22 protein-coding genes and 3 tRNA genes are annotated in these 25,472 nt (G+C 63.6%); 16 read left to right on the forward strand and 9 right to left on the reverse strand.

The annotated features are described in order from the left end of the window. The first annotated feature begins 325 nt into the window (after positions 1-325). The 11 genes from AC5RVN_RS11840 to AC5RVN_RS11890 all read left to right on the forward strand — a co-directional run bounded on the left by AC5RVN_RS11840 (position 326) and on the right by AC5RVN_RS11890 (position 12,491). On the forward strand, positions 326-1,240 hold the full coding sequence (locus AC5RVN_RS11840; protein ID WP_494138046.1) for a glycosyltransferase family 2 protein: 915 nt from the start codon (positions 326-328) through the stop codon (positions 1,238-1,240). Beyond that, positions 1,237-3,417, forward strand: coding sequence for a glycosyltransferase family 2 protein (locus AC5RVN_RS11845; protein WP_494138047.1), 2,181 nt, complete (start codon positions 1,237-1,239; stop codon positions 3,415-3,417). Before AC5RVN_RS11840 ends, AC5RVN_RS11845 begins: the two co-directional genes overlap by 4 nt. Continuing rightward, positions 3,417-4,214: a polysaccharide deacetylase family protein gene (locus tag AC5RVN_RS11850; protein ID WP_494138048.1), complete on the forward strand. Its 798-nt coding sequence runs from the start codon at positions 3,417-3,419 to the stop codon at positions 4,212-4,214. The genes AC5RVN_RS11845 and AC5RVN_RS11850 overlap by 1 nt, the downstream gene beginning before the upstream one ends. Next, positions 4,211-5,251, forward strand: coding sequence for a GNAT family N-acetyltransferase (locus tag AC5RVN_RS11855; RefSeq protein ID WP_494138049.1), 1,041 nt, complete (start codon positions 4,211-4,213; stop codon positions 5,249-5,251). The genes AC5RVN_RS11850 and AC5RVN_RS11855 overlap by 4 nt, the downstream gene beginning before the upstream one ends. Further along, the gene (locus AC5RVN_RS11860) at positions 5,244-6,116 is read left to right on the forward strand and encodes a glycoside hydrolase family 16 protein (RefSeq protein ID WP_494138050.1); all 873 of its coding nucleotides are present in this window, start codon (positions 5,244-5,246) and stop codon (positions 6,114-6,116) included. Before AC5RVN_RS11855 ends, AC5RVN_RS11860 begins: the two co-directional genes overlap by 8 nt. Then, on the forward strand, positions 6,109-8,427 hold the full coding sequence (locus tag AC5RVN_RS11865; protein WP_494138051.1) for a phosphotransferase: 2,319 nt from the start codon (positions 6,109-6,111) through the stop codon (positions 8,425-8,427). Before AC5RVN_RS11860 ends, AC5RVN_RS11865 begins: the two co-directional genes overlap by 8 nt. Further along, positions 8,424-10,223, forward strand: coding sequence for a hypothetical protein (locus AC5RVN_RS11870; protein WP_494138052.1), 1,800 nt, complete (start codon positions 8,424-8,426; stop codon positions 10,221-10,223). Before AC5RVN_RS11865 ends, AC5RVN_RS11870 begins: the two co-directional genes overlap by 4 nt. Beyond that, positions 10,223-10,627, forward strand: coding sequence for a hypothetical protein (locus AC5RVN_RS11875; protein ID WP_494138053.1), 405 nt, complete (start codon positions 10,223-10,225; stop codon positions 10,625-10,627). Before AC5RVN_RS11870 ends, AC5RVN_RS11875 begins: the two co-directional genes overlap by 1 nt. A gap of 156 nt (positions 10,628-10,783) precedes the next feature. Beyond that, the gene (locus tag AC5RVN_RS11880; RefSeq protein ID WP_494138054.1) at positions 10,784-11,641 is read left to right on the forward strand and encodes a glycoside hydrolase family 16 protein; all 858 of its coding nucleotides are present in this window, start codon (positions 10,784-10,786) and stop codon (positions 11,639-11,641) included. Positions 11,642-11,914: 273 nt separating this feature from the next. Further along, entirely contained in the window at positions 11,915-12,172 is a 258-nt protein-coding gene (locus tag AC5RVN_RS11885) for a hypothetical protein (protein ID WP_494138055.1), read from the forward strand. Further along, positions 12,165-12,491: a hypothetical protein gene (locus tag AC5RVN_RS11890; protein WP_494138056.1), complete on the forward strand. Its 327-nt coding sequence runs from the start codon at positions 12,165-12,167 to the stop codon at positions 12,489-12,491. The genes AC5RVN_RS11885 and AC5RVN_RS11890 overlap by 8 nt, the downstream gene beginning before the upstream one ends. A gap of 86 nt (positions 12,492-12,577) precedes the next feature. Here AC5RVN_RS11890 and AC5RVN_RS11895 read toward each other — a convergent pair whose 3' ends face one another. Then, positions 12,578-13,009, reverse strand: a complete 432-nt coding sequence (locus AC5RVN_RS11895) for a hypothetical protein (protein WP_494138057.1) — start codon at positions 13,007-13,009, stop codon at positions 12,578-12,580. A gap of 491 nt (positions 13,010-13,500) precedes the next feature. Here AC5RVN_RS11895 and AC5RVN_RS11900 point away from each other — a divergent pair, with 491 nt between their 5' ends. After that, positions 13,501-14,634: a tyrosine-type recombinase/integrase gene (locus tag AC5RVN_RS11900; RefSeq protein WP_494138058.1), complete on the forward strand. Its 1,134-nt coding sequence runs from the start codon at positions 13,501-13,503 to the stop codon at positions 14,632-14,634. A 68-nt stretch (positions 14,635-14,702) separates the two neighbouring features. Here AC5RVN_RS11900 and AC5RVN_RS11905 read toward each other — a convergent pair. The 3 genes from AC5RVN_RS11905 to AC5RVN_RS11915 form a co-directional block, all read right to left on the reverse strand. Then, positions 14,703-14,775 (reverse strand) — tRNA-Phe (locus tag AC5RVN_RS11905). 48 nt (positions 14,776-14,823) lie between these two features. Then, positions 14,824-14,897, reverse strand: a tRNA-Asp gene (locus tag AC5RVN_RS11910). A 90-nt stretch (positions 14,898-14,987) separates the two neighbouring features. Continuing rightward, a tRNA-Glu gene (locus AC5RVN_RS11915) sits at positions 14,988-15,060 on the reverse strand. 165 nt (positions 15,061-15,225) lie between these two features. Between AC5RVN_RS11915 and AC5RVN_RS11920 the strand changes: the two genes are divergently transcribed. Beyond that, on the forward strand, positions 15,226-16,275 hold the full coding sequence (locus AC5RVN_RS11920; RefSeq protein WP_494138059.1) for a PHP domain-containing protein: 1,050 nt from the start codon (positions 15,226-15,228) through the stop codon (positions 16,273-16,275). Here the strand turns inward: AC5RVN_RS11920 and AC5RVN_RS11925 are convergent. Further along, positions 16,272-16,955, reverse strand: coding sequence for a DsbA family protein (locus AC5RVN_RS11925; protein ID WP_494138060.1), 684 nt, complete (start codon positions 16,953-16,955; stop codon positions 16,272-16,274). The two genes, AC5RVN_RS11920 and AC5RVN_RS11925, sit on opposite strands and share 4 nt — an antisense overlap. A 125-nt stretch (positions 16,956-17,080) precedes the next feature. Between AC5RVN_RS11925 and AC5RVN_RS11930 the strand changes: the two genes are divergently transcribed. From AC5RVN_RS11930 to AC5RVN_RS11940, 3 genes are read left to right on the forward strand one after another with little or no spacing between them, the layout of a single operon-like run. Further along, a complete protein-coding gene (locus AC5RVN_RS11930; protein ID WP_494138061.1) occupies positions 17,081-18,058 on the forward strand; it encodes a DMT family transporter in 978 nt (325 codons plus the stop codon). Between the two features lie 9 nt (positions 18,059-18,067). Continuing rightward, positions 18,068-18,514, forward strand: coding sequence for a metallopeptidase family protein (locus AC5RVN_RS11935; protein ID WP_494040588.1), 447 nt, complete (start codon positions 18,068-18,070; stop codon positions 18,512-18,514). Positions 18,515-18,524: 10 nt separating this feature from the next. Next, on the forward strand, positions 18,525-19,445 hold the full coding sequence (locus AC5RVN_RS11940; RefSeq protein ID WP_494106012.1) for a cation diffusion facilitator family transporter: 921 nt from the start codon (positions 18,525-18,527) through the stop codon (positions 19,443-19,445). A gap of 6 nt (positions 19,446-19,451) precedes the next feature. On the opposite strand, the gene AC5RVN_RS11945 is transcribed toward AC5RVN_RS11940, so the two are convergent. From AC5RVN_RS11945 to AC5RVN_RS11960, 4 genes are read right to left on the reverse strand one after another with little or no spacing between them, the layout of a single operon-like run. Next, complete coding sequence (locus AC5RVN_RS11945; protein WP_494138062.1) at positions 19,452-20,336, reverse strand: ABC transporter permease; 885 nt, start codon at positions 20,334-20,336, stop codon at positions 19,452-19,454. Next, on the reverse strand, positions 20,323-21,399 hold the full coding sequence (locus AC5RVN_RS11950; protein ID WP_494138063.1) for an ABC transporter ATP-binding protein: 1,077 nt from the start codon (positions 21,397-21,399) through the stop codon (positions 20,323-20,325). Before AC5RVN_RS11950 ends, AC5RVN_RS11945 begins: the two co-directional genes overlap by 14 nt. Then, positions 21,396-22,679: a LolA family protein gene (locus tag AC5RVN_RS11955; RefSeq protein WP_494138064.1), complete on the reverse strand. Its 1,284-nt coding sequence runs from the start codon at positions 22,677-22,679 to the stop codon at positions 21,396-21,398. The genes AC5RVN_RS11950 and AC5RVN_RS11955 overlap by 4 nt, the downstream gene beginning before the upstream one ends. 58 nt (positions 22,680-22,737) lie before the next feature. Further along, the gene (locus tag AC5RVN_RS11960) at positions 22,738-25,410 is read right to left on the reverse strand and encodes a PEP/pyruvate-binding domain-containing protein (RefSeq protein WP_494138120.1); all 2,673 of its coding nucleotides are present in this window, start codon (positions 25,408-25,410) and stop codon (positions 22,738-22,740) included. Positions 25,411-25,472: the final 62 nt, after the last annotated feature.

A 25,472-nucleotide genomic window follows, 5' to 3' on the forward strand; every position in this document is an offset into this window, starting at 1 on the left:
ATCGCAGTTTCATACATTCTGCACTGCGCAAGCGATTCACTGTCGGTTGCCCGAAGACTCAAATGCGTCCCACCAAGCCGCGCCGTCCGAGTAGGAGCCGAGTAGCCGTTCGAGTAGGAGCCGAGTAATTGCGAGGGCTTGAGCACGCCACAAACCAGCCAAAACGAGTAGTGCTCTACTCGTGAACGAGTAGTGCTCTACTCGTGTGGTGAAACCACTTTGAGGAGTACGTTGATGCCCCATGCGTACAGGATGGGCGGCTCGCCCCGGTGAGGCGTGATGGGCGGAGAATTTTGAAACCAAGATTGAGAAGGAAATGACAAACATGAGCCCACTGAACGAAGACGATCAGGTACCACCGGCCGATCTTGCGCTTCCCATGATTCGCATATCCTCGGCCCAGCCGTCGGTTAGCCTCATTATCCCGACGCTCAATGAAGCCAAGAACCTCGCCCAGGTCTTGCCTTCGCTTCCTTCCATAGTCGACGAGTTGATCATCGTGGACAGTGAGTCTGTTGACGGGACTCTGGACGTCGTCCGCCAGCTGCGTCCTGACGCCATCATTGTCATGGAGCCTCGCCGCGGCAAGGGCCACGCTTTGCGCTCCGGGTTCAAGGCGGCGCACGGTGACATCATCGTCATGATGGATGCGGACGGGTCCATGGCTGCCCAAGACATCGCCGTCTTCGTGCAGACCCTCCAGGCCGGTGCCGACGTGGTCAAGGGATCGCGCTTTCTGCAAGGTGGTGGCAGCAGCGATCTAACGCTGTTGCGCTCGGCCGGCAACGTGGTCCTGACCCAGGCAGTTCGCATTGCATTCGGTGGTCGTTATTCGGATCTCTGCTATGGCTACATGGCCTTCTGGCGCTACGTGCTTCCGGCTTTCGAAGGCGAGGTGAGCGGTTTCGAAGTGGAAACTTTCCTCAATATCCGTGCATTGGCTGCTGGCCTGCGGGTCGTGGAAGTCGCGTCGTTCGAAAGTCCCCGACTTCACGGCGAAAGCAATTTGCGCACGTTCCGTGACGGCGCCCGCGTTCTTCGGACCATCGTCCGTGAACGGCGGGGCCTGTCCCGAGCCCGAACTGGCTTGGGCGTCCCCCGACCCACGAGCGGCTTCGGTGCCGTTGCTTCAGTGTCGCACTCCTCGAACGCCGGCCTCGGGCTTGCCGCGATGCCAGCCGCCGTCCGCGAGATGCCTAACAGCGCCGGTGCCATTTTGCAGGAGAACCCGGCCCGATGACCGCCACAACGTGCGTAGTTATCTGCGCCTACACCGAAGGGCGCTGGAATGACCTCGTCGCGGCCGTCGCTTCTGTGCGAGGCCAATCTACACCGCCGGAACAGGTCGTAGTCGTGATTGACCATAACGAGGAGTTGCTGGACCGTGCCGGGCGGGAGCTGGTCGGGGTTAAGGTGGTTGCGAACAGCGGTCCGAAGGGGCTGTCAGGGGCCCGCAATACTGGTGTTGACGTGGCCACCGCCGAAGTGGTCGCTTTCCTTGACGACGACGCGACCGCTGGCCGGGATTGGTTGGTCCGCTTAACCGCGCACTACGCCGACTCCCGGGTTTTGGGGGTGGGCGGATCGGCCCGGCCCGCCTGGGATTTCGTGGAACCAGCGTGGTGGCCGGACGAGTTCGGTTGGGTCGTCGGCTGCAGCTACACAGGGCAGCCTGACCGGCTCGCACCGGTTCGCAACATGATGGGCTGCAACATGTCCATGCGCCGCAGCGTCTTCGATTCAGTGGGCGGGTTTGACACCGAGCTGGGACGCACGGCAAACACGGCCGCGGGCTGTGAGGAGACCGAGTGGTGCATCAGAGCTTCCAAGGGCCACCCAGGCGGCCTGTTCCTTTACGAACCCGCCGCCGTCGTCTATCACCGAATCCCGGTGGGGCGGGCCCGCTGGTCCTATTTCCGTACCCGATGCCTCGCCGAAGGAATCTCCAAGGCGCGCGTATCACGGACTGTAGGTGTGTCCACTGGGCTTGCCGCGGAGCGAACCTACGTCAGACGGACGTTACCGGCGGCCGTGCTGCATAATTTCGTCGCCGCACTTCGAGGCGACCGGTGGGCGGCGGCTAGAGCCGGTGCCATCATGATAGGGCTTTCCTTAACCGCCGGTGGTTACGCGAAGGCACGTCTGTTTAGACCTGCCCTGCTGGCCACAGATCAAGCGGAAGTGCCGGCTGTCTTGCCGATGATCGTTGACTTAGAAGACTTGTCCGCTTCCCTCGCCGTACTTGATGGCGGCGTACATCACAAGCAGGCATGGTGCTTGGTCACATGTGGGGGGACTCCCGTCACCAAGGTACGCATTGAAGCCGACGACGAAAAACAGCTGACTGCAAACTTGGTTGCGCAGAGGTTGGAAGCGGCTTCGCTCGTGCCAGTTGCTGACCTGGTGGCAGCGGTTCCCGGCCTATCCGACCTGTGCGCTCTTGGGGACCGTGGGACGGTGGTTATTGCCACCCGTAACCGGCCCGAACAACTTCTCGAGTGCATCGACTCCATCCTGGGCGGCAGTGTAGCGCCACAAAAGGTCGTCGTTGTAGACAATGCACCTTCAGATGAGCGGACGGCCGAGTCGATGGCAAGGCGCATTGAAGGCGATGAACGCCTTTCCTACGTGCGCGATGACCGGCCGGGGCTGGCCAACGCGCACAATGCGGCCCTGCCACACATAACCACTGAATTCGTGGCCTTCACCGACGACGACGTCCTTGTGGAGCACCGGTGGCTTGAACGCCTGCTTTTGGCTTTCGACGGGGGTGAAGGGATCGTCTGCGTCACGGGCATGATTGCGCCACGCGAGCTCGAAACCTTGCCACAACTGTGGGTTGAGGGCAAGGCGACTTACGACAAGGGGCTGCAGAAGCGCGAATTCAATATCTGGATGAACAACGATGAGCATCCGCTTCTCCCCTACGCCTCGGGTTCGTGCGGTTCAGGGGCGAACATGGCGTTCCGCACTGCGTACTTACGCAAGGAAGGCTTCGACCCGGCGCTGGGTACGGGAACGATCTCGATGGGTGGTGACGATCTAGCCGCCTTCTACGATGTTCTGAAGTCCGGACACCGCCTGGTACACGAGCCGGCTGCCATCGTGTTGCATCCACACCATCGTGACTATTCTGCGCTCCGCCGCCAAATGTACGGTTATGGCGCAGGGCTGGGCGCCCACTTAACCCGTTGCCTCATGCGCGATCCGAAGATGCTCCTGGTGCTATTTGCCCGGCGCACGGCCCTACGTACCCGTGCCGCGGCAATCTTGAACCCGCCGGCAATGGCCGGCCTGCCGCCGTATCCGCAGGATTTGCGGCGGCAACATCTCCGGGGATTGCTTTCGGGGCCCGGGCGCTACGTGCGGAGCCGACACCACGCCAAGCGCATCATTCAACCAGTAGGCGTTTCATGATGCCCGTCATACCAATTCTGCTCTACCACTCCATTGATGACCGACCCGCGGCGGGTTTCAAGCCATGGACCATCGGTCGCGCGCAGTTCGCAGACCATCTGGACCTGCTGGGCGGACTAGGCTATCACGCTTTGTCGGTGGCTGATCTGATGAACTTCAGGTTGGCCGGCAAGCCAGCGCCTGAGGGGACCGTGGTGCTCACGTTCGACGACGGCCTGGCCGATTTTTCGACAAATGCATGGCCTCAGTTGAAGTCCCGCGGCCTCTCAGCAACCCTGTACGTCACAGCAGGTCTGGTGGGTGGTCGGAGTGACTGGCTTGCCCCACTCGGAGCCGGTTCCCTGCCAATGCTGGATTCGGAAGGAATCAGGGAGCTCGCGGACGACGGCGTGGAGATCGGCGCCCACAGCATGACGCATCCGCAGCTGGATTGCGTTCGCGCCGCAATCGCTCGCCGGGAAATCGTTGACAGCAAGCACAAGCTGGAATCGATTCTGGACCGGCGAGTCGACGCCTTCGCCTACCCGCACGGCTACCATACCCGGGCGATCAAGAAGATGGTGTCCGACGCAGGCTATACTTCTGCAGCCGCGGTCCGAAACGCGCTGAGCCACGACCAGGACGACCGATTTTCGCTAGCCCGTGTGACGGTGACGTCGGACTACACGCTCGACATGATCGAACGCGTGCTGCGCGGGCAGGGCGTTGTTCGGGCCCCTGCCGGGGAACGCTGGCGAACCACGGCCTGGCGGCAGGTCCGCCGCCTCCGTGCAGGGACGGCGAGGTTCGTATCATGAGCGCATTCACGGTAGTCACGCCAGCGCCAAGGGACACGTGGCAGCGCGTCCTCTCCAACGATCGGGACGCATTGCCCGAGCAGGCGCCAGAATGGGTGGACGCCCTGGTAGCGGCCGGTTCCTACCGGGATGCCAGCCGCCTGTACTCCTTTGAAGATGGCCGCGAAGTGGTGCTGCCCCTCGTGAGGCGGCGCGGTCCCATCGGCCTCGGCGGCTGGCTCCAGTCGTATCCGTCCGGCTGGGGCATAGGCGGACTCCTGGGATCGGAGGCGAGCGCCGACATAGTGCGTGAAGTGCTGGGTGATCTGCACCGTCTCGGAATGCAGCGGGTTGCTATTCGACCAGACCCGCGACGTTGGCCGGCGTGGGACGGCAACCTCAACGAAGGCATCCTGGTGATCCCGCGCCGTGCCCACGTGATCGATTTGGCTGGCGGGGAGGAGGCCGCATGGGCCAAGTTGTCCAAATCCGCCCGACGCGGCGTCCGCGCCGCCGAGCGTACAGGAATCCGTATCGAGACCGGCCACTCGGGTGCCCTACTGGAGGATTACTACGGACTATTCCTCCTCTCCGTAGACAGGTGGGCGGAACAGCAACACGAACCTCGAGCACTGGCCCACGCGAGGGCGCGCCGCCGCGATCCTTTGAACAAGCTGCAGGCTATGGCCCGGCATCTAGGAACGCACTTTGTGGTGACCCTGGCCTATCTGGGGGAGGTGCCCTTGGCGGGAGCGATCACCCTCTTCGGCCAAACCGCCCATGACACCCGGTCCGCAATGGACCGCGCTCAGATGGGCTCCACCGGTGCGGGAGACCTGGTGCAATGGACCACCATTAAGATGGCCTGCGACTTAGCATGCAGCGCTTACCACTTGGGCGAAAGTGGCCGGTCGACGACGCTGTCGCAGTTCAAGGAAAAGTTTGGCGCCCGCCCCCACGATTACGCGGAATTACGGCTCGACAGGTTGCCATGGAGCCATTCAGATGCCGTAGCACGCGAAGTTGTCAAACGCCTTTTGGGGTTTCGTGATGTCTGACCAGCTTCCGCTTGCCCGCCCGCGGTTCTTTGTCATGGGTGTCCTCCTTGCCGTCGTTTTGGGCGTGTCGGCATTTTCGGCCGACCTGCGTAAGGACTCCGCGCAAGGCCGTGCGCTCAAGTCACCGCAAACCTCGGCGGATAAGACGCTCCTGCTGGACGACGATTTCGAAGGAGACGCGCTGGATGAGGCGGTGTGGAATACCTGTCACTGGTGGAATGACGATGGCTGCACCATTGCATCCAACGACGAGCTTGAATGGTACAGGCCGGAACAGGTCACCTTGTCCCATGGTGCGCTTCACCTCACGGCTAACCGGCGCAACATCGTCACCCCGGACGGCCGGCAGTTTTCATTTGCCTCCGGAATGGTGACGACCGGTCCCCCAGCCCATGACCACCCCCCCAAGCTAGCCTTCAAGTACGGCACCGTTGAAGCACTCGTTAAACTGCCCGAGGGACAAGGGCTGTGGCCAGCCATCTGGCTGCTTCCAGCTAGCGAGGAATCCCGGCCCGAGATCGATATTTTGGAGCTGCGCGGCAACATGCCCCAGATCATCGCAATGCACTTCCATCCTAAGAGTCGTTCGGCGGAGTCCTTTGGGAAGGACTTCCACCAACCTGGAGGAGACAAGTTCACGGCAGAGTGGCACACTGTCCGTCTGGACTGGACCCCTGGCCGGTTGGTTTTTCACTGGAACGGAAAGCAGATCTGGGAAGTCGTCGACGACCAAGTTCCAAACGAACCGATGTACCTAGTGATGAATCTCGCCGTGGGGGGGATTTACGCCGGGCCACCGGATGACGCGACCGACTTTCCGGCTGATTTCGCTATCAGCCACGTCAGGATCGAGAGTTATGACTAGTGCCGCATTCAGTCTCACCGGTTCAGTGCGTGCCCGTCTGCAGGACCCCCTCCGTCGCGGAGCAGACGCCCTAATCATCGGCACCGGAATCACTTCGGTCCTCGGTTTGATCTTCTGGTCCCTTGCCGCGCGGTGGCTGCCGACGACGGCCGTAGGCATCGGCGCCGCTGTTATGTCAACCGTGACCTTGCTAGCCAACTTTTCGACGTTGGGAATGCGCAACGGTTTGCTGCGCTTCCTTCCTGCTGCTGGGGCAGCCACGGGCCGGCTCATCCTCTCCTGCTATGCGTTATGCGCCGGGGCCGCGATGCTTGCCGCCGGGATCTTCCTGATGGGACAGCCGTTGTGGGCCGAAAAGCTGGGCTTCCTGCGCGAGAGTCCCCTTAACATGTTCGTATTTGCCGTCGGCACCGCAGCCTGGGTGGTCTTCGTTCTGCAGGACCAGGTTCTGATCGGGTTGCGCCACACCGGCTGGGTTCCGCTGGCAAACGGGGCGACCTCCCTACTCAAGATCCTCGCCCTACCACTACTGGCCGGTGCCGCGGCGTGGGCGATTTTCGCTGCAACCATCGTTCCGGTTGCACTCTCCGTCATCGTCGTCGGCGCATTGGTGCTTCGTATCGCCCGGAAAGTCGCCGCCGCCGATCCGCGATCAGCCACGGAAGCGAAAGTCTCGATGTCGACCCTGGTGCGGTTCGCCGGCCCGGACCACGTGGCGACCCTGATGTGGCTGGCAACGACTGACGTCCTGACACTCATCGTGCTGCAGGTCGCCGGTGCCGAGGCCAGCGCCCACTGGTACATGGCGAACACCATCGGATACGCGCTCTACCTGATTACCAGCAACGTTGGCAGCGCGTTGATCGCCGAATCAGCCCACGATCCGGAACATTCCGTGGCCCATGCTCGGCGTGCCCTGCTGCACTGCACCCAGCTGGTGGTGCCTGCGGCAGTGATCGGCGTTATGGCGGCGCCCTTTGCACTGCGCTTGATCGGTACCGAATACGCGGAAAACGCCACGGCGACGCTGCAGCTGATCCTGGTATCGGCCGTCCCCCAACTGATCATAGGAATCAGCGTGAGCACGGCGCGCGTACGCGGAGACATGAAGACGGTCCTTGCGGTATACGCATTCACCGCGCTCGCCACATGGGGGGGAAGCTGGATTGGCCTTGAACTGTGGGGCCTCACAGGTATTGGCATTGCCATCCTCTTCAACCAGACCCTTGTGGCCGCATGCTTGCTCCTTTCAGGACGCACCGGATTATGGGACAGACCACATGGGCGGCGCGGCATGCTCAATGCAGCGAGAGGGATTCCATTAGGCCGACGAACACGACGTAACCAAAAGCAAGCGGAACTCCTGCTGGAGCCGGCCCTCGCGGCGTGCGGGTTGCCTGGTGACCGGACGTCCGTGTTGCTGACCTCGGATTCCGACACGCTGGTCGTCGCGGTGAAGGGCGACGAGCAGCCTCTGATCCTGAAAATCGCTACGTCGTCGCTCGCCTCCCAAGGCTTGAAACAACACGCTGATACCGTGGGGCGACTTCTCGCGGGACTTGAGCCCGACACAGTGGTCTTGCTACCCCGTATGATTCGCCGGACGCAGCTGCACGGGAAAGAGGTCGTCCTCGAGTCGGCCCTGCCCGGTGCGACGGACACGACCACGCCCTGTTCTGATTCTGTGAGTGCGGCCGCTCTTGCAGCCATCGGCCGGATCCACGAGGCGACGGGCGCGTCCCGGGTTGTGGATGAGGGTCTCTTGGCCCTGTGGGTCGATAAGCCGGTGGAAGCCATACGCCGCTCGTACCGGCGCCCCGGAACCGCGCGTAACCTAGAGCGGTTTGCGCGGGAACTCCGACGGGGACTAGTCGGGCGCCAAATGCAAACGACTTGGGTGCACGGCGACTATTGGGGGGGAAACGTGCTGACAACAATCACGCCTGAGGGCCCGAGGATCAGTGGCATCGTAGATTGGGAAAACGCGATACCCTCTGGGATTCCGGATACTGATCTCGTGCACTGGTGGCTTACGAACCAACCCGGAGAACTCGGTGCTACCGTTCTGGAGGCCCTGGCCCATCCGGAGGCTGTTCGTTCGGGATTATCTGGCCTCGGCGCGACGCTGGCCAACGCAGACGTGGAGACCGAACACATCATTCTGCTGACGTGGCTATGGCACGTTTCTGCAGGATTGACCCGGGCATCGACCAACAGGGTGGGACTTATATGGGCCGCGCGGAATGTTTCTCCCGTGGTCCATCTGTTCGCCGGAAAAGAGTATCAGTCGCCGAAGGGAACGCTGCAATGAAGGCGCCAGTCAAACAAAGGGCAACGGTGCAGACGCCCGCGTTGAATTCCCCGTTGCATCTGGCCGCGCAGGCGCGTACTTCCGCGTCCGTGCTTTGGCCGAAAGGTCGAGCTCGTTTTGTGACATTACGGCACGACCTGGTGTTCCTCGTAGTCCCCTTCGCGGCCGTCCTTCTGTGGATCTTGGGATTTTTGGGAACCGCCCCTCGGACTATGGGTGCACTGGGCCTACTGTCCTTCTTCAACGTGGCCATCGTTAGCTGCCTCGTGCTGCTTATCGGCGGTTTCCTTTACAGTCTTTACCGGGCCCGTCCGGGTTGGGTGCTTGCCACCTACCTCGTCACCTATATCGCCCTGATACATGGCACGCCGCCGCTGCTATACGGGACCCTCCGCTATTCCTGGGCATACAAGCACGTTGGCATCGTTGATTACATTCTTCGCACCGGATCCGTGGATACCAGCATCGACGTCGGGCAGATCTATCATAATTGGCCGGGCTTCTTCGCGGGCAGTGCCTTGCTGACTTCGTTGGCCGGACAACCAGACGCCCTCCAGATCGCGGGCTGGGCGCCCTTGGCATTTAACCTAATGAACCTGCTGGTCCTGCGCTACGTTTTTCGCGGCATGACCCGCAACCGGTCCCTGGTCTGGCTCGGGCTGTTGTTCTTTTTCCTGATCAACTGGGTCGGACAGGAGTACTTCTCTCCTCAGGCGCTGGCCTTTCTGCTGTATCTCGGACTGGTCGGGCTTCTAATCCGGCACTCAACCCACCGCATTCACATCGCCCCCTTCGCCACAATCGTCGCGACGCTCGCTGTCAGCCACCAAATCACGCCCTTGATGATGTTCTTCGCCGTCAGCGCCTTGGTCGCAACTCGCCGCACCCGGGGCTGGTACCTCCCGCTTGTGGCGTTAGCCCTCGTGGCGGTATGGGCTCTTACAGGTGCACGCGACTACACGCTGACGAACCTGCAGCGGCTGGTCTCGGAATTGGGTAATCCAGTGGGCAACGCAGATCAAACCCTCGACAAAGCGGCGGCGTTGAGCGGCGTAGAGTTGCTGGTGGTATGGGGCGGGCGTTTCACCGTTATCGTGGCCACAGCAGTCGCCCTCCTGGGACTTGTACGTCGAAGGCGCGGGCGAGACCTGCGGGCGACGGCAACAGTGCTCATGGTCCTGCCGACCCTGCTGGTCTTAACTACCGGCTTTGGTGGTGAGGTCCTTTTCCGTGCCTTCTTATTCGCTGCACCGTTCATCGCCTTCCTCGGGGCTGACGCCTGCCTACCCCGAAGTTCTCGTGGCTTTCCCCCACGCAGTTTGCTCGCTGCCGCCGTCACTGCTGTCCTGGTCGTACCGGGATTTTTCCTTGGTTACTACGGTAAGGAACGACAGAACTACTTCACTCCCGCAGAGGTGCAAGCGGCAGCTTGGGTGGATGTCCACGCACAGTCGGGGTCATTGCTCGTAGAGGGCAGCACAAATTATCCGACGCGTTTTCTCGGTTACGACAAGTTCACCTATGTCCCCATCGATCGGGAACCAGAGGGTACAACCTCGGAACTGCTGGCCGACCCTGCCGGAAAATTGGCGGAGTGGCTCAGCGACCCGGAATATACCGATGCCTACGTTCTTCTCACCCGGGGACAAGGCATCGCGGTGGACTTCGAAGCGTCGATGCCGGAGGGAAGTATTGAGCGGATCGAGTTCGCGCTGCGCCGCAGCAGTGATTTCCGCATTGTCTATGAAACACCCGACGCCGCTGTGTTCACTCTGTCAGAACCAGGATCAAAGTGATGCTGGGACGAAACGCGTGGACTGGGGCGGCCGCGGTCGCTGTTTTTGCATTGCTTGTCATTCTTGCCGTTGCCGTGCCGGAAATACGGCTGATTTACTTGGCTGCCTTCTGTCTCCTGGTGCCAGGCTACGGGTGGGCGCGTCGAATGCAGCCCAACGATCGTGGTGACACACTGGCGATGGCCGTTGTTCTCAGTTTGTGCGCTTCAGTATTGGTGGGGACCGCGCTGGCCGTCAGCGGTTTGTGGTCGCCGCTCGCAGGACTCGCTATTCTCTTTCTCATCGCATTAGTAGGGTTCGCGCCCATACCCGGCTTTGCGCGCTTTCGAAAGGAATTTGAATCCCGTCCCGTTGAGCGTCCCGGCCAGCAGAAATACCCTGAGGATGAACACCATCGTTTCTAACGATGCGGCCGGGTCGTTGACGAGCTTCGCGCGGCGCCGTTGCGGTTTCCCGGGGGCCTTCCCCCAGCCATGTGGCATTGGCATGACATGGCGGGCGGCGTTCGCCGGTGCTAGCATCTGGTGATGCGGACGCAGAGGGCATTCTGTTGGGGAATCGTGGCCGGACTGATCGCCGTGGGCTTGTTGTTGGCAGGTTGTACCTCCGCCGACATTGGCACAACGCCAGGAGATGTCCAGGTACCTTCAACAGTTAAGCCAAAAGTGGAAAACCATCCTGGCGCGAATTCGGAGCAAGGGATCCTGCTGGACGATGGCTTCGATGGGAACACGCTCGGAGACTCTACTTGGAATACGTGCTACTGGTGGCAGGACGACGGTTGCACGATCGAATCAAACAATGGACTCGAATGGTACCTTCCTGGGCAGGTGAGGGTTTCCGATGGGGCTCTGCACATGACTGCCGAGCGCAGCGAGATTTCGGCCTCCAACGGCAGGGATTACCCCTTCGCCTCCGGCATGGTGACAACTGGACCCCCAGCCCATGACATGCCGTCCAAACTTCAATTTACGTACGGAAAGGTCGAGATTAGGTTTCAGTTACCTTCGGGGCGCGGCCTGTGGCCGGCAATCTGGCTCCTTCCTGCAAGCGAGGAGTCGCGGCCGGAAATCGACATGCTGGAAGTAACCGGTGATGCCACTGACCGCCTGATGATGCACCTACACCCAAGAGACAGGTCAGCACCACCCATTGGGAAGGATCACTTCCTCCCGGAAGGGCGATCCCTGGCTGGTAGTTGGCATACCGTCTCACTTGATTGGTCCCCCGAAAAAATGACCTATCTGCTCGACGGAGAGGAAGTATGGCAAGTAGTGGGCGGGCAGGTTCCGGATGAGCCGATGTACCTGGTGATGAACTTGGCGGTCGGGGGCGAGTATCCGGGAAATCCGGATAAGAACACCACGTTCCCGGCGGTCTTCAAGATCGACCGTGTCCGGATCCTAGGCAATAGCTGACTATGGAACGAGGTTGACTGCCCGTTACATCGGAAAGAGACGCGCCGATGACCAACGACGAGATACAGGACATCGTCGGCGCCCTGAACAACCTGGCACCGGGAGAACCCGCTGCATGGCAGGTCCTTGCCGCATTCGCACCGATGCTCGCCGGTCTCCTGATCGCAGGGGTCCCCTGGCGCACCCTGAGGCAGAAGCGCCAGGCCGACAACAGAAGCGAATGGTGGCGGCGCACCCAGTGGGGCCCTGGAAGCAGCCACCTCGGAGGACGCCGTGATGATCCGGTACGGCAACGAGATGCTCCAGCTCCTGGCCGACAGCGACATGGCCAACGACGAGGACAGACTCGTGCTGGATGCGGTGTGGGAGGGCACCAAGACCCACATGGAGCCGAACGACATCGAGCAACTGATCAACGACGTGGCAGAGCGAGAGCTCACCGAGGAGCAACGCTCGTCGGTGGAGGGCTACGTGGACGATTCGCAGTCATCAGGAGACAATAAGCTCGCGAAGGAGGACCGCAATGACTGAACGCAGACCCACCACAAACGAGCTGCTCAGGACGCTGCGCCGAGAGATTTACGCTGCGCAGTTGAAGGTCGTGCTCGACAAGAAGCTCGGACGTAAGACGGACCCCGCCGTCAAGAAGCTGGCCGCGATGAAGATGCCACCGATCGAGGACTCGTATCCTGCTCCGGTAACGAACGGAGCCAGCACGCGGACCGCGAAGACCGTACGATACGGCACCGGGAAATCGGGCAGGGTCGGATCACGCGTGGTATCAGCCAAGTCGGGCGGTACGGCCGCCATGGGTCCCGCCCAACAGCAGGGCGCGCACTCGTTCAAGTAGAGACAACCACCCAGCACCACGAAGAAGCCCCGCCGGGTATCCCGGCGGGGCTTCTTTTTTCGACTGGGTGACCAGTGCAGCTGCCGCTACACCTCGTCGAGGATCTTGGCGATCGCCAGGAGCTTGTCGGGAGCCACCGGGTTCAGGGCACGCGCCGGGAAGTTGCGCACCTCGGCCAAGCGCAGGCTGCGCAGCAGCGCCAGCTCGGCCTCGACCTGCTCGGGAAGCGGCCAGTCCTCCTGGAGCAGGTACTCCGGGTCGACATCGAACACAGCGGCGATCGCGCGCAGGGTCTCGTCCGGGACGATCTGTTCCTTGCCAAACTTCAGCAGGGACCACCGGGGGCGGGAGATGTAGTAGCCGCACTCCTTCATCGCGGTGTCCTTGATGGCCGGGTACTCGAACGGCTTCCCGGTCTCGGACATGATCGTGTCCAGCAGCAGGTTGATCTTCCGGGACAGCACTTCGGCGCGTCGTATGGCCGCTGCACGCTCCGGCGAGATCTCAAAATCATTCACTGTTTCAGCTCCAACTGCGGGTTGGGAAGACGTGCGGGAATGGTCGGGTCCGGGGGCCACTCTGGAAGGCAGCATAGAACTGACGGGCGCTGACCACCAGCATGCCCACGACCCCCGTACCGATACTTGTGACGCACATCAGGACGCCGCTATCGTTCGGCGCAGTAGCGGCCCGTTGACCGCCGACGAACGCAACGCGCACGTAGACGCCCTCTGGGAGGCGATGCTCGAGCCGCCCGAAGGTGCAGAGTACTGTCGCTCTCGACATCCGAGAGTCAGCCTCGCGGAATCACGCGCCGCAAAGACGTTGGGCCTTCCACCTCACGAAGTTCAACAACGAGCCATCCAGCTCTGGGGGCGCTCACTCGAGGCGGAGGCACTCACCAGGGCAGGCGATGACAGCATGCCCCAGGCCCGCGGCCGTGTCACTCGCGTGCTTGTTGACGATATCCGCGCCGCAATAGAGGGGAGGATCACTGCCTAGGCCGAGAATGGGAATCGGTACCTACGGCACCATCAACACGACGGAGGTGCAGCCCGGCAAGTGGCGGGCCCGTACGCGTTACCGGTACGGCGATTGCAAGGCTCGGCAGGTCGAGCGGTTCGGCAGCAGCCGGGCCAAAGCGGAGTTTGCCTTGAGGCAGGCGCTCGTGACGATCGAGGCCACCCGGGGTGGCGAACTCAAGCCGACGACGACGCTCCGCGTGCTCGGGCAGATGTTCCTCGAGCACAAGCGTGATCTGCAGCGCTCGGAAGGGACCCTCGAGACATACGGGTACGCCGTGTCAGCACACATAAGTCCGCGCATCGGTGACCTCAGCGTCTCCGAGGCCAAACCGGACCGGCTCCACAAGTTCATCAACGCCGTGACGAAGGAATCAGGCCACGGCGCCGCGAAGAACTGCCGTTCGGTCCTGAGCGGCATGATGACGCTTGCCGTAAGCAATGGCGCGGTCCCTAGAAACCCCGTTCACGATATCGAGCGCATCGCCACGCCCAAGGGGAGGAAGGGTGCGTCTGCCATCACTCCTGGCGACCTCCCCGAACTGATGAGCAAGCTCAGGTCCGCACCGAGTTTGATCGAGCAGGACACCGTCGAGCTACTCGACTTCATGGTTGCCTCGGGCTGGCGGGTCGGTGAGGTATGCGCTCTTGACGTCTCCTCGATCGATTTCTCAGCGGGCACCGCCGAGGTGGAGGCAACCAACGTCAGGGTGAACGGAGTGGGCATCGTCAGGCAACCGGTTCCGAAGACGGCTGCCTCTCACCGCATAACGCCCCTGCCCGGTCCGACACTGAGTATGCTGCGCCGCCGTCACGAGCGACTCAAGGAGCACACGACCCTGCTGTTCCCCACGGTCCAGTTGAGTCTTCGTGACCCCTCCAATACTCAACGTGAACTTCGCGACATCCGCCTCTCGCTTGGCTATCCAAAGCTGATGACCCACACCTTCCGCAAGACGGCGGCTACGATCCTCGACCGGGCGGGCATGTCAGCAGCCGAGATCGCGGCGTACCTCGGGCACGCGAATCCATCGATGACTCAGGACGTCTACATGAACACGCTCGAAGGTGAGATCCGGGCCGGCACCATCATGCAGGAGCAGCTCGCTGGCCTCATTTGAAAGTGCGGGGTTTACGCGGGGTACCGGACGGTTAGACACAAAAAACCCCCGGGCTTCCGGGGGTTTCGTGGCTCCGACCGGCGTCGATCCGGTGACCTTTCGATTTTCAGTCGAACGCTCTACCAACTGAGCTACAGAGCCTAGGTGACTAGTCACCATGAGAGCCGGAATTGCTTCCAACAATCAGAGCGACCCTGACGGGACTTGAACCCGCGACCTCCGCCGTGACAGGGCGGCGCGCTAACCAACTGCGCTACAGGGCCTTGCGTTTCTTGCTTCGCAGTATCTCTACCGCTTTTTTCAAGGCTTCCAGCCTACCAGACATTTTTAGTCTGTTTGACCAGTTCCTTGCGTACCCCCAACGGGATTCGAACCCGTGCCGCCGCCGTGAAAGGGCGGTGTCCTAGGCCGCTAGACGATGGGGGCCAGAACCCGTTCGGAACAAAAATAAAAGGCGTCAAGCGATGCTTTCCGTCTTTGCTCTTTGCGTTTCTCCGAACTGGACTCTAAAACTATAGGGCCTACTGGGGAATATTCCAAAATCCGCGAAAACACGCGCCCAGAGCGGCACGAACAGGTGAAGATGGACTGATGGACGCCGTTGCAGCACTCAACGAGATCGCCTTTTGGCTGGAGCGCGGACGCGCTGCCACCTTCAAGGTCCAGGCCTTCCGCAAAGCTGCCGGGGTGATCGCTCCGCTGCCGCCGGAAGAAGTGGCAGCCAGGGTGAAAAACGGCCGCCTGAAATCCATGAAAGGCATTGGCGACCGGACCTACCAGGTCATCCGGGATGCCGTCGAGGGCCAGGTCCCGGAGTACCTCGCCGACCTTCGGGAGAAGGGCGCCCAGCCTTTGGCTTCCGGTGGCACCGCCATCCGGGAGGCGCTCCGGGGTGACCTGCACAGCCACAGCGAATGGTCCGACGGCGGGTCCCCCATTGAGCTGATGGTGGCAGCAGCCGGGGTGCTGGGCAGGGATTACCTCGCGCTGACAGACCACTCCCCTAACCTCACTATCGCCAACGGGCTCTCGGCGGAACGGCTGATGCAGCAACTGGACGTAGTGGCGGACATCAACAACGGCACTCACGCCGGCTCTGACGGGAAGCAGGACAACCGGGTGCGGCTGCTGACCGGCATCGAAGTGGACATCCTGGAGTCCGGCGAACTGGACCAGGATCCGGAACTGCTGGACCGCCTGGACATCGTGGTGGCAAGCGTCCATTCCAAGCTGCGGGCGGACCGGAACACCATGACACGACGCATGCTCAAGGGCATAGCGGATCCGCGGACCAACGTGCTGGGGCACTGCACGGGACGCCTGGTGGAGGGGTCACGGGGGACGCGTCCGCCGTCGGAATTCGACGCCAAGGAGGTGTTCGCCGCATGCGCGGAACACAACGTGGCGGTGGAGATCAATTCGCGGCCGGAGCGCCAGGACCCGCCGGATGCACTGATCCAGCTCGCTTTGGACGCAGGCTGCCTTTTCTCAATCGACAGTGACGCGCACGCACCAGGGCAGCTGGACTTCCTTCAGTACGGCGCGGAGCGTGCGGACCGGAACGGTGTTCCGGCCGACCGTATTGTCACCACCTGGCCCGTCGAGCGGCTGCTGGAGTGGTCCGGGGCGAACCAGCGTTAACCGGCGGCGTCCGCGAGTTTCTGCCGGAACTCGGCCTTGGTGGTCAGGGTGAGCTTCTCCCCGTTGAGGAAGAAGGTGGGGGTGCCGGTCACGCCCAGCGCATCACCGTCCGCGATGTCGGCCAGGATGCGCTCTTCCGTCCTGGGATCAGCGACGACGGCATCATACTGCGCAAGGTCCAGCCCCAACTGCTCGGCGTAATTCCGGAACCGCGGGGCCTGGGACTGCTGTTTTCCCGCCCACTCGGACTGGGTTTCGAACAACTTGTTGGCCATTTGCTGGTACTGGCCCTGCCGCCCGGCCGCTTCCGCTGCCAGCGCCGCCTGTCCCGAGTTCGGGTGGGCTGACAAGGGGAAGTGCCGGTGGACGAATGTGATCCTGTCTCCGAACTCGGCTTTGAATTCCTCGACGATGGGATGGATGGAGCCGCAGGACGGGCATTCGAAGTCCAGGAATTCCACAAGTTGTGCCTTCTCGACCGCCGGGCTGGTCAAGCGGTGGCTGTCCGCCCGGACAAGCTGTTCGGCGCCGGGGGCCGCAGGCGCGGACTGTTGGGACTTCCCCAAGGTCAGCACGGCGTACCAGGCCGCCCCGGCCACTACCACTGCGGCGAGGACCAGCCAGATGACTTTCCGGATCAGGCGTGCTGTATCCCGGGGAGGCGCGAGGTTTGAGACCATAACCCGCATCCTAGCCGCCAAACCGATACCCTTTTGGGCTCTTTATCGAATCTTTGGCAGGAACTTGGTTAGACGTGGCCGATTTCCGCCAGACCGGGAGCTGGACGCCCGGCTAGATTGGCTCCATGGCATCAAGCACCCCCGTCAGCGCACCCGCGCCCCCAACCGCTCCCGCATCCCGGATCAAAGCACTTGGCATTGCGGCCATGGCCGTTACCGTGGTCCTCTGGGCTTCGGCATTTGTGGGCATCCGGGCCATCGGCCCACACTTCTCCCCCGGCTCCCTGACGCTCGGCAGGCTGGCGGTTGCCGCCGTCGTGCTGGCCCTGCTGGTCCTCCCCCAACTGCTGAAGAGCCGGCTCCTGCCCCGGGGCCGGGAGTGGTGGCCCATCCTTGCCTACGGGGTGATGTGGTTCGGCGGGTACAACGTGGCGCTGAACGCGGCGGAGCACGTGCTGGATGCCGGCACCAGCGCCCTGCTCATCAACGTCAATCCCATCCTCGTGGCCATCATGGCCGGCGTTTTCCTCAAGGAGGGATTCCCGCGCTGGCTGATCATCGGCAGCTTGGTTGCCTTCGCGGGGGTGGCGCTGATTGCCGTGGGTTCAGGCCAGCCCTCCGTACCGGGGGAAAGTCCGACGGCGGATGTGGCGGGGGTGCTGCTGTGCCTGCTTGCCGCTGTGCTTGCCGCAGTCAGCGTCATCATCCAAAAGCCGGTGCTGCGCGAGTTTCCCGCTGCACAAGCCACCTGGTTCGGGATCCTGGTGGGGGCAGTGTGCTGCCTGCCTTTTGCAGGACAGCTGGCCACCGAAGTGCAGGCGGCGCCGGCTGGGGCAACATGGGGCCTGGTTTATCTCGGCATCTTCCCCACGGCCATTGCCTTCACCACGTGGGCGTACGCGCTTTCACTGATTGAGGCGGGCAAGCTTGCAGCCACCACCTACCTGGTGCCCGGCACCACCATCCTTATCTCGTGGCTGCTCCTGGGCGAAATTCCCACTGCACTGGGCCTGGTGGGCGGGTTGGTCTGCCTGGCCGGTGTGGGTCTGACCCGGCGACGGACCAGGCCGGGACGGGAAGCCAGGCCAAAGGTTCGTCACTAGAGTTGGAGTATGCCAGCCAGTTTGCCGCCGGGTTTGCCTGTTGTTCCCGAGGGCCCCAGCGAGCCCCTTCGTGCGATCGGGCCACCCGGCTTCACCATGCCGCCGGACGAGTTCGAGGCCGCAGTCCAGGACGCCCTGGCCAGTATCCCGGACCAGCTGGCGGGCGCGATGGATAACGTAGCGGTGTTCATCGAGGACGACTACGTGCCCCGGCCGGGCGAGGACCCGGACACCGTACTGCTGGGGCTCTATGAGGGCGTGCCGCTGACAGAGCGGGACTCGTGGTGGGATGCCGGTTCCCTGCCGGACCGCATCACCATCTTCCGCGAACCCATCCTTGAAATCTGCTCCTCACGTGATGACGTTATCCATGAGGTGGCTGTCACGGTGGTCCATGAAATCGCGCACCACTTCGGGATCGATGACCACCGGCTGCACGAGCTCGGCTGGGGCTAGCCTTGTAGGCATGGGACACGATCACAGCCACACGCACGGTATTACCGCAACGGGCCGGCACCGCAAGCGGCTTGTGGCGGTTCTTGTCATCACCCTCGTTGTGGTCCTGGTGCAGGTGGTGGGTTCAGTACTTTCCGGTTCGCTCTCGCTGCTTGCCGATGCCGGCCATATGCTTTCCGATGCCGCCGGGGTAACCATCGCGTTGCTTGCCGCCTGGATTGCAGGCCAACCGGCGAGTGACCAGAGGACCTACGGGTACCAGCGGGCCGAAGTCCTCGCGGCATTGGCCAATGCCTTGATCCTGATCGTGATCTCCGTGGTCATCTTCAGTGAAGCAATCCGGCGGATCGGTTCCGCCCCTGAGGTGCAGACGGACATCATGCTGTTTGCCGCCATCCTGGGTGCTGCGGCCAACCTCGTGTCGCTCCTGATTTTGCGCGGAGCACACCAGGAAAGCCTCAACGTCCGCGGTGCTTATCTCGAAGTCCTGGGCGACCTTCTGGGTTCGGTCGCCGTGATAGCCGCCGCGGTGACAATCATGGTCACCGGCTTCCACGCTGCCGACACCATCGCCTCAGTGGTGATTGCCCTGCTGATCCTGCCCCGGGCATGGACGCTGCTGCGCGATGTGGTTGACGTGCTGCTCGAAGCCAGCCCCAAGGGGGTTGAAGTCCAGATGATTCGTGAACACATCATGTCTGTGGAGGGCGTATCTGATGTGCACGACATCCACATCTGGACCATCACTTCAGGCGTGCCGGTTTTCTCAGCACACGTCGTGGTGGAGGACGGCGTGCTGACCGCCCGCGGAGCGGACCAGTTGCTGGACAAACTGGTGACCTGCCTGGGTTCGCACTTCGATACCGACCACTGCACGTTCCAGTTGGAGCCGGCCACGCATTCCGAACACGAGGCGCACCAGCACGCCTAGGCTTGGTCAGCTCAGCACGTCCTTGGTGATGAACCGCCCGTAGGCGAGGGCACCGAACAGGGCAATGTACCCCGCCTGCAGCAAGGCGTTGCTGGCGAACGAGTCCCACAGCACCGGCTGGCGGAGCAGGTCTCCAAAGCCCAGCCAGTAATGGCTGAACAGCCACGGGTGCAGCCACTCGAGCTGAGGCAGCTGGTCAAGGACCTGGGACACTACTGAGACCACCACTGTGGCCGCCATGGCACCCACCGGGACCACCGTGAGCGTGGACACAAAGAGTCCTATGGCGGAGAGCCCGGCCAGGGAAACGGCCAGGTAGGCAGCAATCAGAAGGAGGCGTACCCCGGCCTCCGCCGGCTCGATCACGTCCCCTGACAACAACGTCACCGGGCCCACGGGGAAAAGCGCCGCCCCAATGCCGGCACCGGCCAGCGCCACCGTGATGGGCGCAGCAAGGCAGAACGCCAGCGCCCCCGCGTACTTCACCAGAAGCAGCCGCACCCTGCCTGTAGGAGCAACCAGCAGGTACCTCAATGTGCCCAGGTTTGCCTCGCCCGCGATGGTGTCCCCTGCCACCACGCCCACGGCCAGGGGCAGAAACAGTGGAACAGACACCAGCATGGCGGTAAACGCAACGAAAAGTCCGTTCTGGGTGATGCGGTCCAGGAAGGCAGGGCCCCGGCCCGCGGGAACTCCGGATGAGATCCTGACGGCCACGGCGATCAGCACCGGTATCGCCGCCAGCGCCAGCAGCAGTGCCCAGGTACGGCGCCGCGCAAACAGCAGCCGGAGTTCCGACCACAAAAGGGAGGCACCGTACCCGCGGGGCGCCGCTGCGGGTTCTGCTCCTGCTGCCTTTGCGGTTACCTGCCGGGCGTTACTGGGCAACATCGAAACCCTCACCCGTCAGGGCAACAAAGCGGTCCTCAAGGCTTTCCCGTTCCACTGCGAAACCGCGGACCCTGACTCCGGCATTCACCAGGCGTGCCACGATCTCTTCCGGGGCGGTGTCCGGGGCGGTGTACGGGGAGGCAGGGGTGCCCGGGGAGGCAGGGGTGCCCGGCACTGGCCTTCCTGCCCCAACGCCTGGACTTCCAAGTACCCCCGGCCGGGCCAGAGCGGCCGTTACCACCTCGCCGTCCGGTTGCGCAGCTGCAGGTTCCGGCAACAGCCCAAGGCGCGCCAGGACCGACATCGCGGTCCCGGCGTCCGGCGTCACCAGACGGATGGAGGCGGTTCCGGACCGGCGCAGCTCGGAGAGCGGGCCCTGGGCCACGAGCCGGCCCGCGCTCATGATGGCCGCATGGGTGCACATCTGCTCCACCTCGGCCAGCAGGTGGCTCGAGACAAAGACGGTAGTCCCGTCTGCTGCGAGGGACCGGACGAGGTTCCGGACTTCCCGGGTGCCCTGGGGGTCCAGCCCGTTGGTGGGTTCATCCAGCACCAGCAGTTCGCGGGGAGACAACAGCGCGTTGGCAATACCGAGCCGTTGCTTCATGCCCAGCGAATAGGCGTGCACGCGCTTGCCTGCGGCGTGGCTTAATCCCACCCGTTCCAGCGCCTGGTTCACCCGGGATCCCCGTGAGGCGGGTGGGGCATGCCGGGTGGCGGCGTCGAGGCGGTGGAGGTTCGCGGTCCCGGAGAGAAAGGGATAGAAGGCCGGGCCCTCCACCAGCGCCCCCACGTGCGGGAGGACGTCCTGGAATTCGCCGGGCATGTCCCTGCCCAGCAGTCGAACGGACCCCGCGGAGGCGGCGGCGAGGCCCAGCAGCATCCTGATGGTGGTGGTCTTTCCGGAGCCGTTGGGTCCCAGGAAGCCGAAGACCGCGCCGGGAGGCACTGCGAGGTCGAGGCCATCCACGGCCAACTGCTGCCCGAAGCGCTTCGTCAGCCCCTGGGTCTCAATGGTCAGGCCGTAGGTCCGGGAGCCGGGGCCTCCTGCGGGCCCGGTCACGGAGCCGCGGATGCGGCTTGCAGCCTCTCCGGCGGGACCATGCCCGCGAAGATCCGGCCGTCGTCAGTGAACAGGACGGTGAACAGCGTGGTGGAGAACAGCCGCCCGCCGGGAACTGCGACGACGGCTTGGGACAACAGCGGATTCCGGGAAAGGAGGGCATCCATGGTGGAAGCCGTCCCTGCCTCAGCCGGGATTTCCACTACCGTTTCCCACCCGGCCCCGGTCAGGTAGGGCTGGACTTTGTCCTTGATGCTCCGGGCAGAGTTATCCGGCGTGACGTGGAGGCCGGGGTTGCCGGGGAACCCGGAGCTGAGCGGCCAGTGGTGGGAATGGCGAACCTGCAGTTCCTCAACGGTGCTGCCGGGCGGCGGGACGAAGTTGAAAAGCGCGTCGTCCGGAGCATCGAGGGACAGGCTGGTGAATCCGGCGCTGAAGGCGGGTTGGGCTGCACCGCGGGCCGTCACCTCCACAGAGAGCGGCATGCCGTTGGCTGCGTCGACGGCGATTGCCACCTTGCCCACCAGCGTGTCCCCGGTACGCGGCTCGAGCAGGAGGTTGTAGGCAGGGCGCCCGGCCGCTGTCACATCCGGGCCCACTGACACGGCAGTTGAACTGTCCGCCAGGGCCAGGAACTTTTCGGCGAGGTCCTGGGGCGTGGGCGGGACGGGCACCGCAGCCTGCGGGGTATTCAGAGGCGGCGTCCCGGTGTTCCCTGGGTCCGCCAGCGGCGGCTGGGTAAGCGGCAAATCGGCGGCGTAGCCGGGCAGGGTCAGGTGCGCGGCTGAGTTGTTCTTTGAGGAGTAAAGCCAGACGTCGTTTCCGCGGCGGATCACGTCCCGTTCGGCGAGCCGGTCCACCACCTGGATCCGCGCCTTGGTTTTTCCGTCCATGAAGACCCTCGCCGTATGCTCACCGGTGAGGAACTCCATGGCTGAGGCTGCGCCTCCGGGCGAGGCAGGGCCGGACGTCGGACCCGTTGCCGGCAGTTCCGGCAGCCCCAGCTCGGAGGACTGCTCAATCGTTCCCGAAAACGTGTGTGTCCTGTGGCCGGCCAGCAAGGCGATCACCTCGGCAGGGGTTTTGGCGGGCAGCGGGTCGCCTGCCCGCGCCGGCATGGATCCCACCAGTACCCCGGCGGCGATCACGGCAGGCACAGCCGCTGCAGGAACCCACGTCAACCAGGTCCGATTGCCGCCTGTTCCGGCAAGCCTGCCCGTGGTCAGGCGGTTCATCCTCCGGCGGTCCGCAGTCGGGCCGTCTCCGTCACTGGAGCCCATAGTCCAAGGGTACGCCTCGGGAATGCTCCCTACACCTGCCCCGGAGACTTCCACCCGGTTACGCGGGCACTACGGTTCCAGCGCCGCCGTCGACCGTTATTTTTTGCCCGGTGGTCAGCCGGGAAGTGGCATCCGGCACCCCTACCACGGCGGGTATGCCGTACTCCCGCGCCACTACGGCACCGTGCGAGTTGGGCCCGCCCATCTCCATCACCAGGCCGCCGGCGGTCAGGAACAAGGGCGTCCAGCCGGGATCGGTGGACGGTGCCACCAGGATTTCCCCTGGTTCAAGGTGAGCGCCCACAGGGTCCAGGATTACGCGGGCAGGAGCGGTGGCCGAACCCGCCGATGCCGGGCTGCCGGAGAGTGCTCCGTCAGCGAGGCCGGCACCCGCGGCGTAGAGCACCTCGGGCTCGGTGCCGTCCGAGAGCAGGACCCTGGGAACGTGGCGCCTGCCGAGTTCGGCGGCGTAAGCGGCGCGCCGTTCCAGGACGAGTTCGCGCAGCGTGCCCTGCTCGGCGCCTCCGTTGGGGCCCCGGCCGGCAAGAGCCTGCCTGGCCTCTTCAAAGTCGAGGAAGAAGATGTCGTCGGCGCCCTCCAGCTGGCCGTCAGCTGCCAACGCCGCTCCCACACACGCCAGTTGAGTCCGCACTTCCGCGAGGCCCAGGACCAGCTGGTACTTGGGCAGCTCCCGCAGCCCGGCGAAAGTCCTGGTGCGGCGCAAAGCGGCACCAACGAGCAGCCCACGCAACCTGCTGCGGCTGCGCGCCTTGGCTACGAGCCGTTCCACTTGTGCTTCTGCCTCCGCACTCGCCCGGCTGAACTGCACGTCCGGAGCCATGGCGGGGTCAGTGAGGCGGAGATAGTTGGCCAGGACACCCAGAATGTGCGTCGGGTCGTCGGACCACCGGGGCATGCCCACGTCGATCTCGGCTACGGCCCGGTGACCGTAGCGGTCGAGGAACCGGACCAGGCCTGCGTGCAGGACAGGGGGCAGGCGCCCGGCTTCGAACTCTGCTGCCAGTTCGGACGGCTGCCGCTCCTCCAGCGCCGTGCGTGATTCACGGTCATCCCTCACTGCTGACGCAAGCCGCCACAGGTCAAGGTCCATCTCGGTGGTCACGTTCTGCGGCAGGCCCCGGAGCACTTTCTGCAGGTCCTCCCAGCGGTCCTTGCCTCCCAACAGCTTTCCCGCCAGCCACAGCATCGCGAATCCCAAGGCAGGCAGGGGCAAGATGGCCGGGACGATGGCAAAGAGCCGGTCTCCCAGGAGCCGCTCGGCGTGGTTCAGCCGTTCAATTGGCCCTGCTCCCGGGCCCAGCTCCAGGTCGTCGCCGAATTCCCGGGTGAAGCGGTCCAGCCTGCGCAGGGCCGCCTTGGGCCTGAACAGTGCCCGGAGCACCGATTCCGGGGCGCGGGCGCGCACCGCTGCCGGCAGGACATGCCGCACCACTCCGATCGGAGTCCGGCGGGTCACCGAGAAACGGGGGTCGCTGAAAATCTGCCGCAACACCACTGCGGACCTGGCTTCCATCACGTCGAAGATCCGTGGAAAAATCCGGCGGCCCACGTTGCTCCTGACCGGGGTGGTGAGGTCGAAGTACAAGCGCTGGGCAGCCTCGGCATACGGTGAAGGGCCCCGCCGGGGCTCGGGAACGGCGAAACCGGCGGCCTTGGCCACAGAGGAGGCAAGAAGCCGCATCGATGCCAGCCCCATGGGCGTGAGCGGCCGGGTGAGTCCCTGGGCCAGGCTGAAGCAAAGGTAGACCCTGCTTCCCGCGCCGGGGTAGCGGCTCTCCGGGACCGGGAACAGGGTGGTGATGGGCCGGGACTGGGTCAACCAGGGCGTTCCGCCGGAGTCAATGGCCCATTCGGTGTCCTGCGGGGATCCGAAGTGCCGCTCCGCCTGGGCACCGAGGACCGCAAGTTCAACGGCCTGTTCATCGGTAAGGCTGGGATCCTCCGCCCGGTCCCGAAGGTCCTGTGTCTCCGTTCCCCCACCTGAAAGGGGGCGCACCATCAAGCGCTTATCGCCCAGCTTCCGCTCCACGACCCGGCCTGTTTCGGCGTCCACCACAAAATGGTCCGGATTGACGGCCCCGGAAACCACTGCTTCGCCAAGTCCCGGCGCGGCATCGATGACGGCTTCGCGGCGCCTGCCGGTGACGGGGTTGGCCGTGAACATCACCCCTGCCGATGCCGCATCGACCATGCGCTGAATGACGACGGCGAGGGCTACTTCGTGCGGTGTGATACCAAGTGCGGCACGGTAAGCCACTGCCCGGTCCGTCCAGAGGGAGGCCCAGCAGTTGCGCACAGCCTCAAGGACGGCGTCGATGCCCACCACATTCAGGTAGGTATCCTGCTGGCCGGCGAAGCTCGCAAACGGCAGGTCCTCGGCCGTAGCCGAGGACCTCACCGCCACCGGGGTAGATTTACCCAGCGCTGCATAGGCTTGTTCCACTGCGGCAGCAATCCTGGGCGGAACCGGTATGGCGCGGATAGCGTCCCTCGCCATCCCCGCCGCTGCGGCCAGCTCATCGGCCCGGCTGGGCAGGCCGGGCGGCAGTTCAGCCTGGACTCTGCCAAGCTCTGCAAGCACCCCGTCCTGGACGGGCTTCACCGCCTCCCGGTACGCCTCCGTGGTCAGGCAGAAACCATCCGGCACGGGTAATCCTGCTGATATCAGCTCACCGAGGTTGGCAGCCTTGCCTCCCACCAGCGGCAGCATGCTGCCGCCAACATGGCTGAGGCGCAGGATCAAGGCAGCAGGGGTGTTCCGGTCCGCTTGGC

This window comes from Arthrobacter sp. sptzw32 (genome assembly GCF_059089735.1).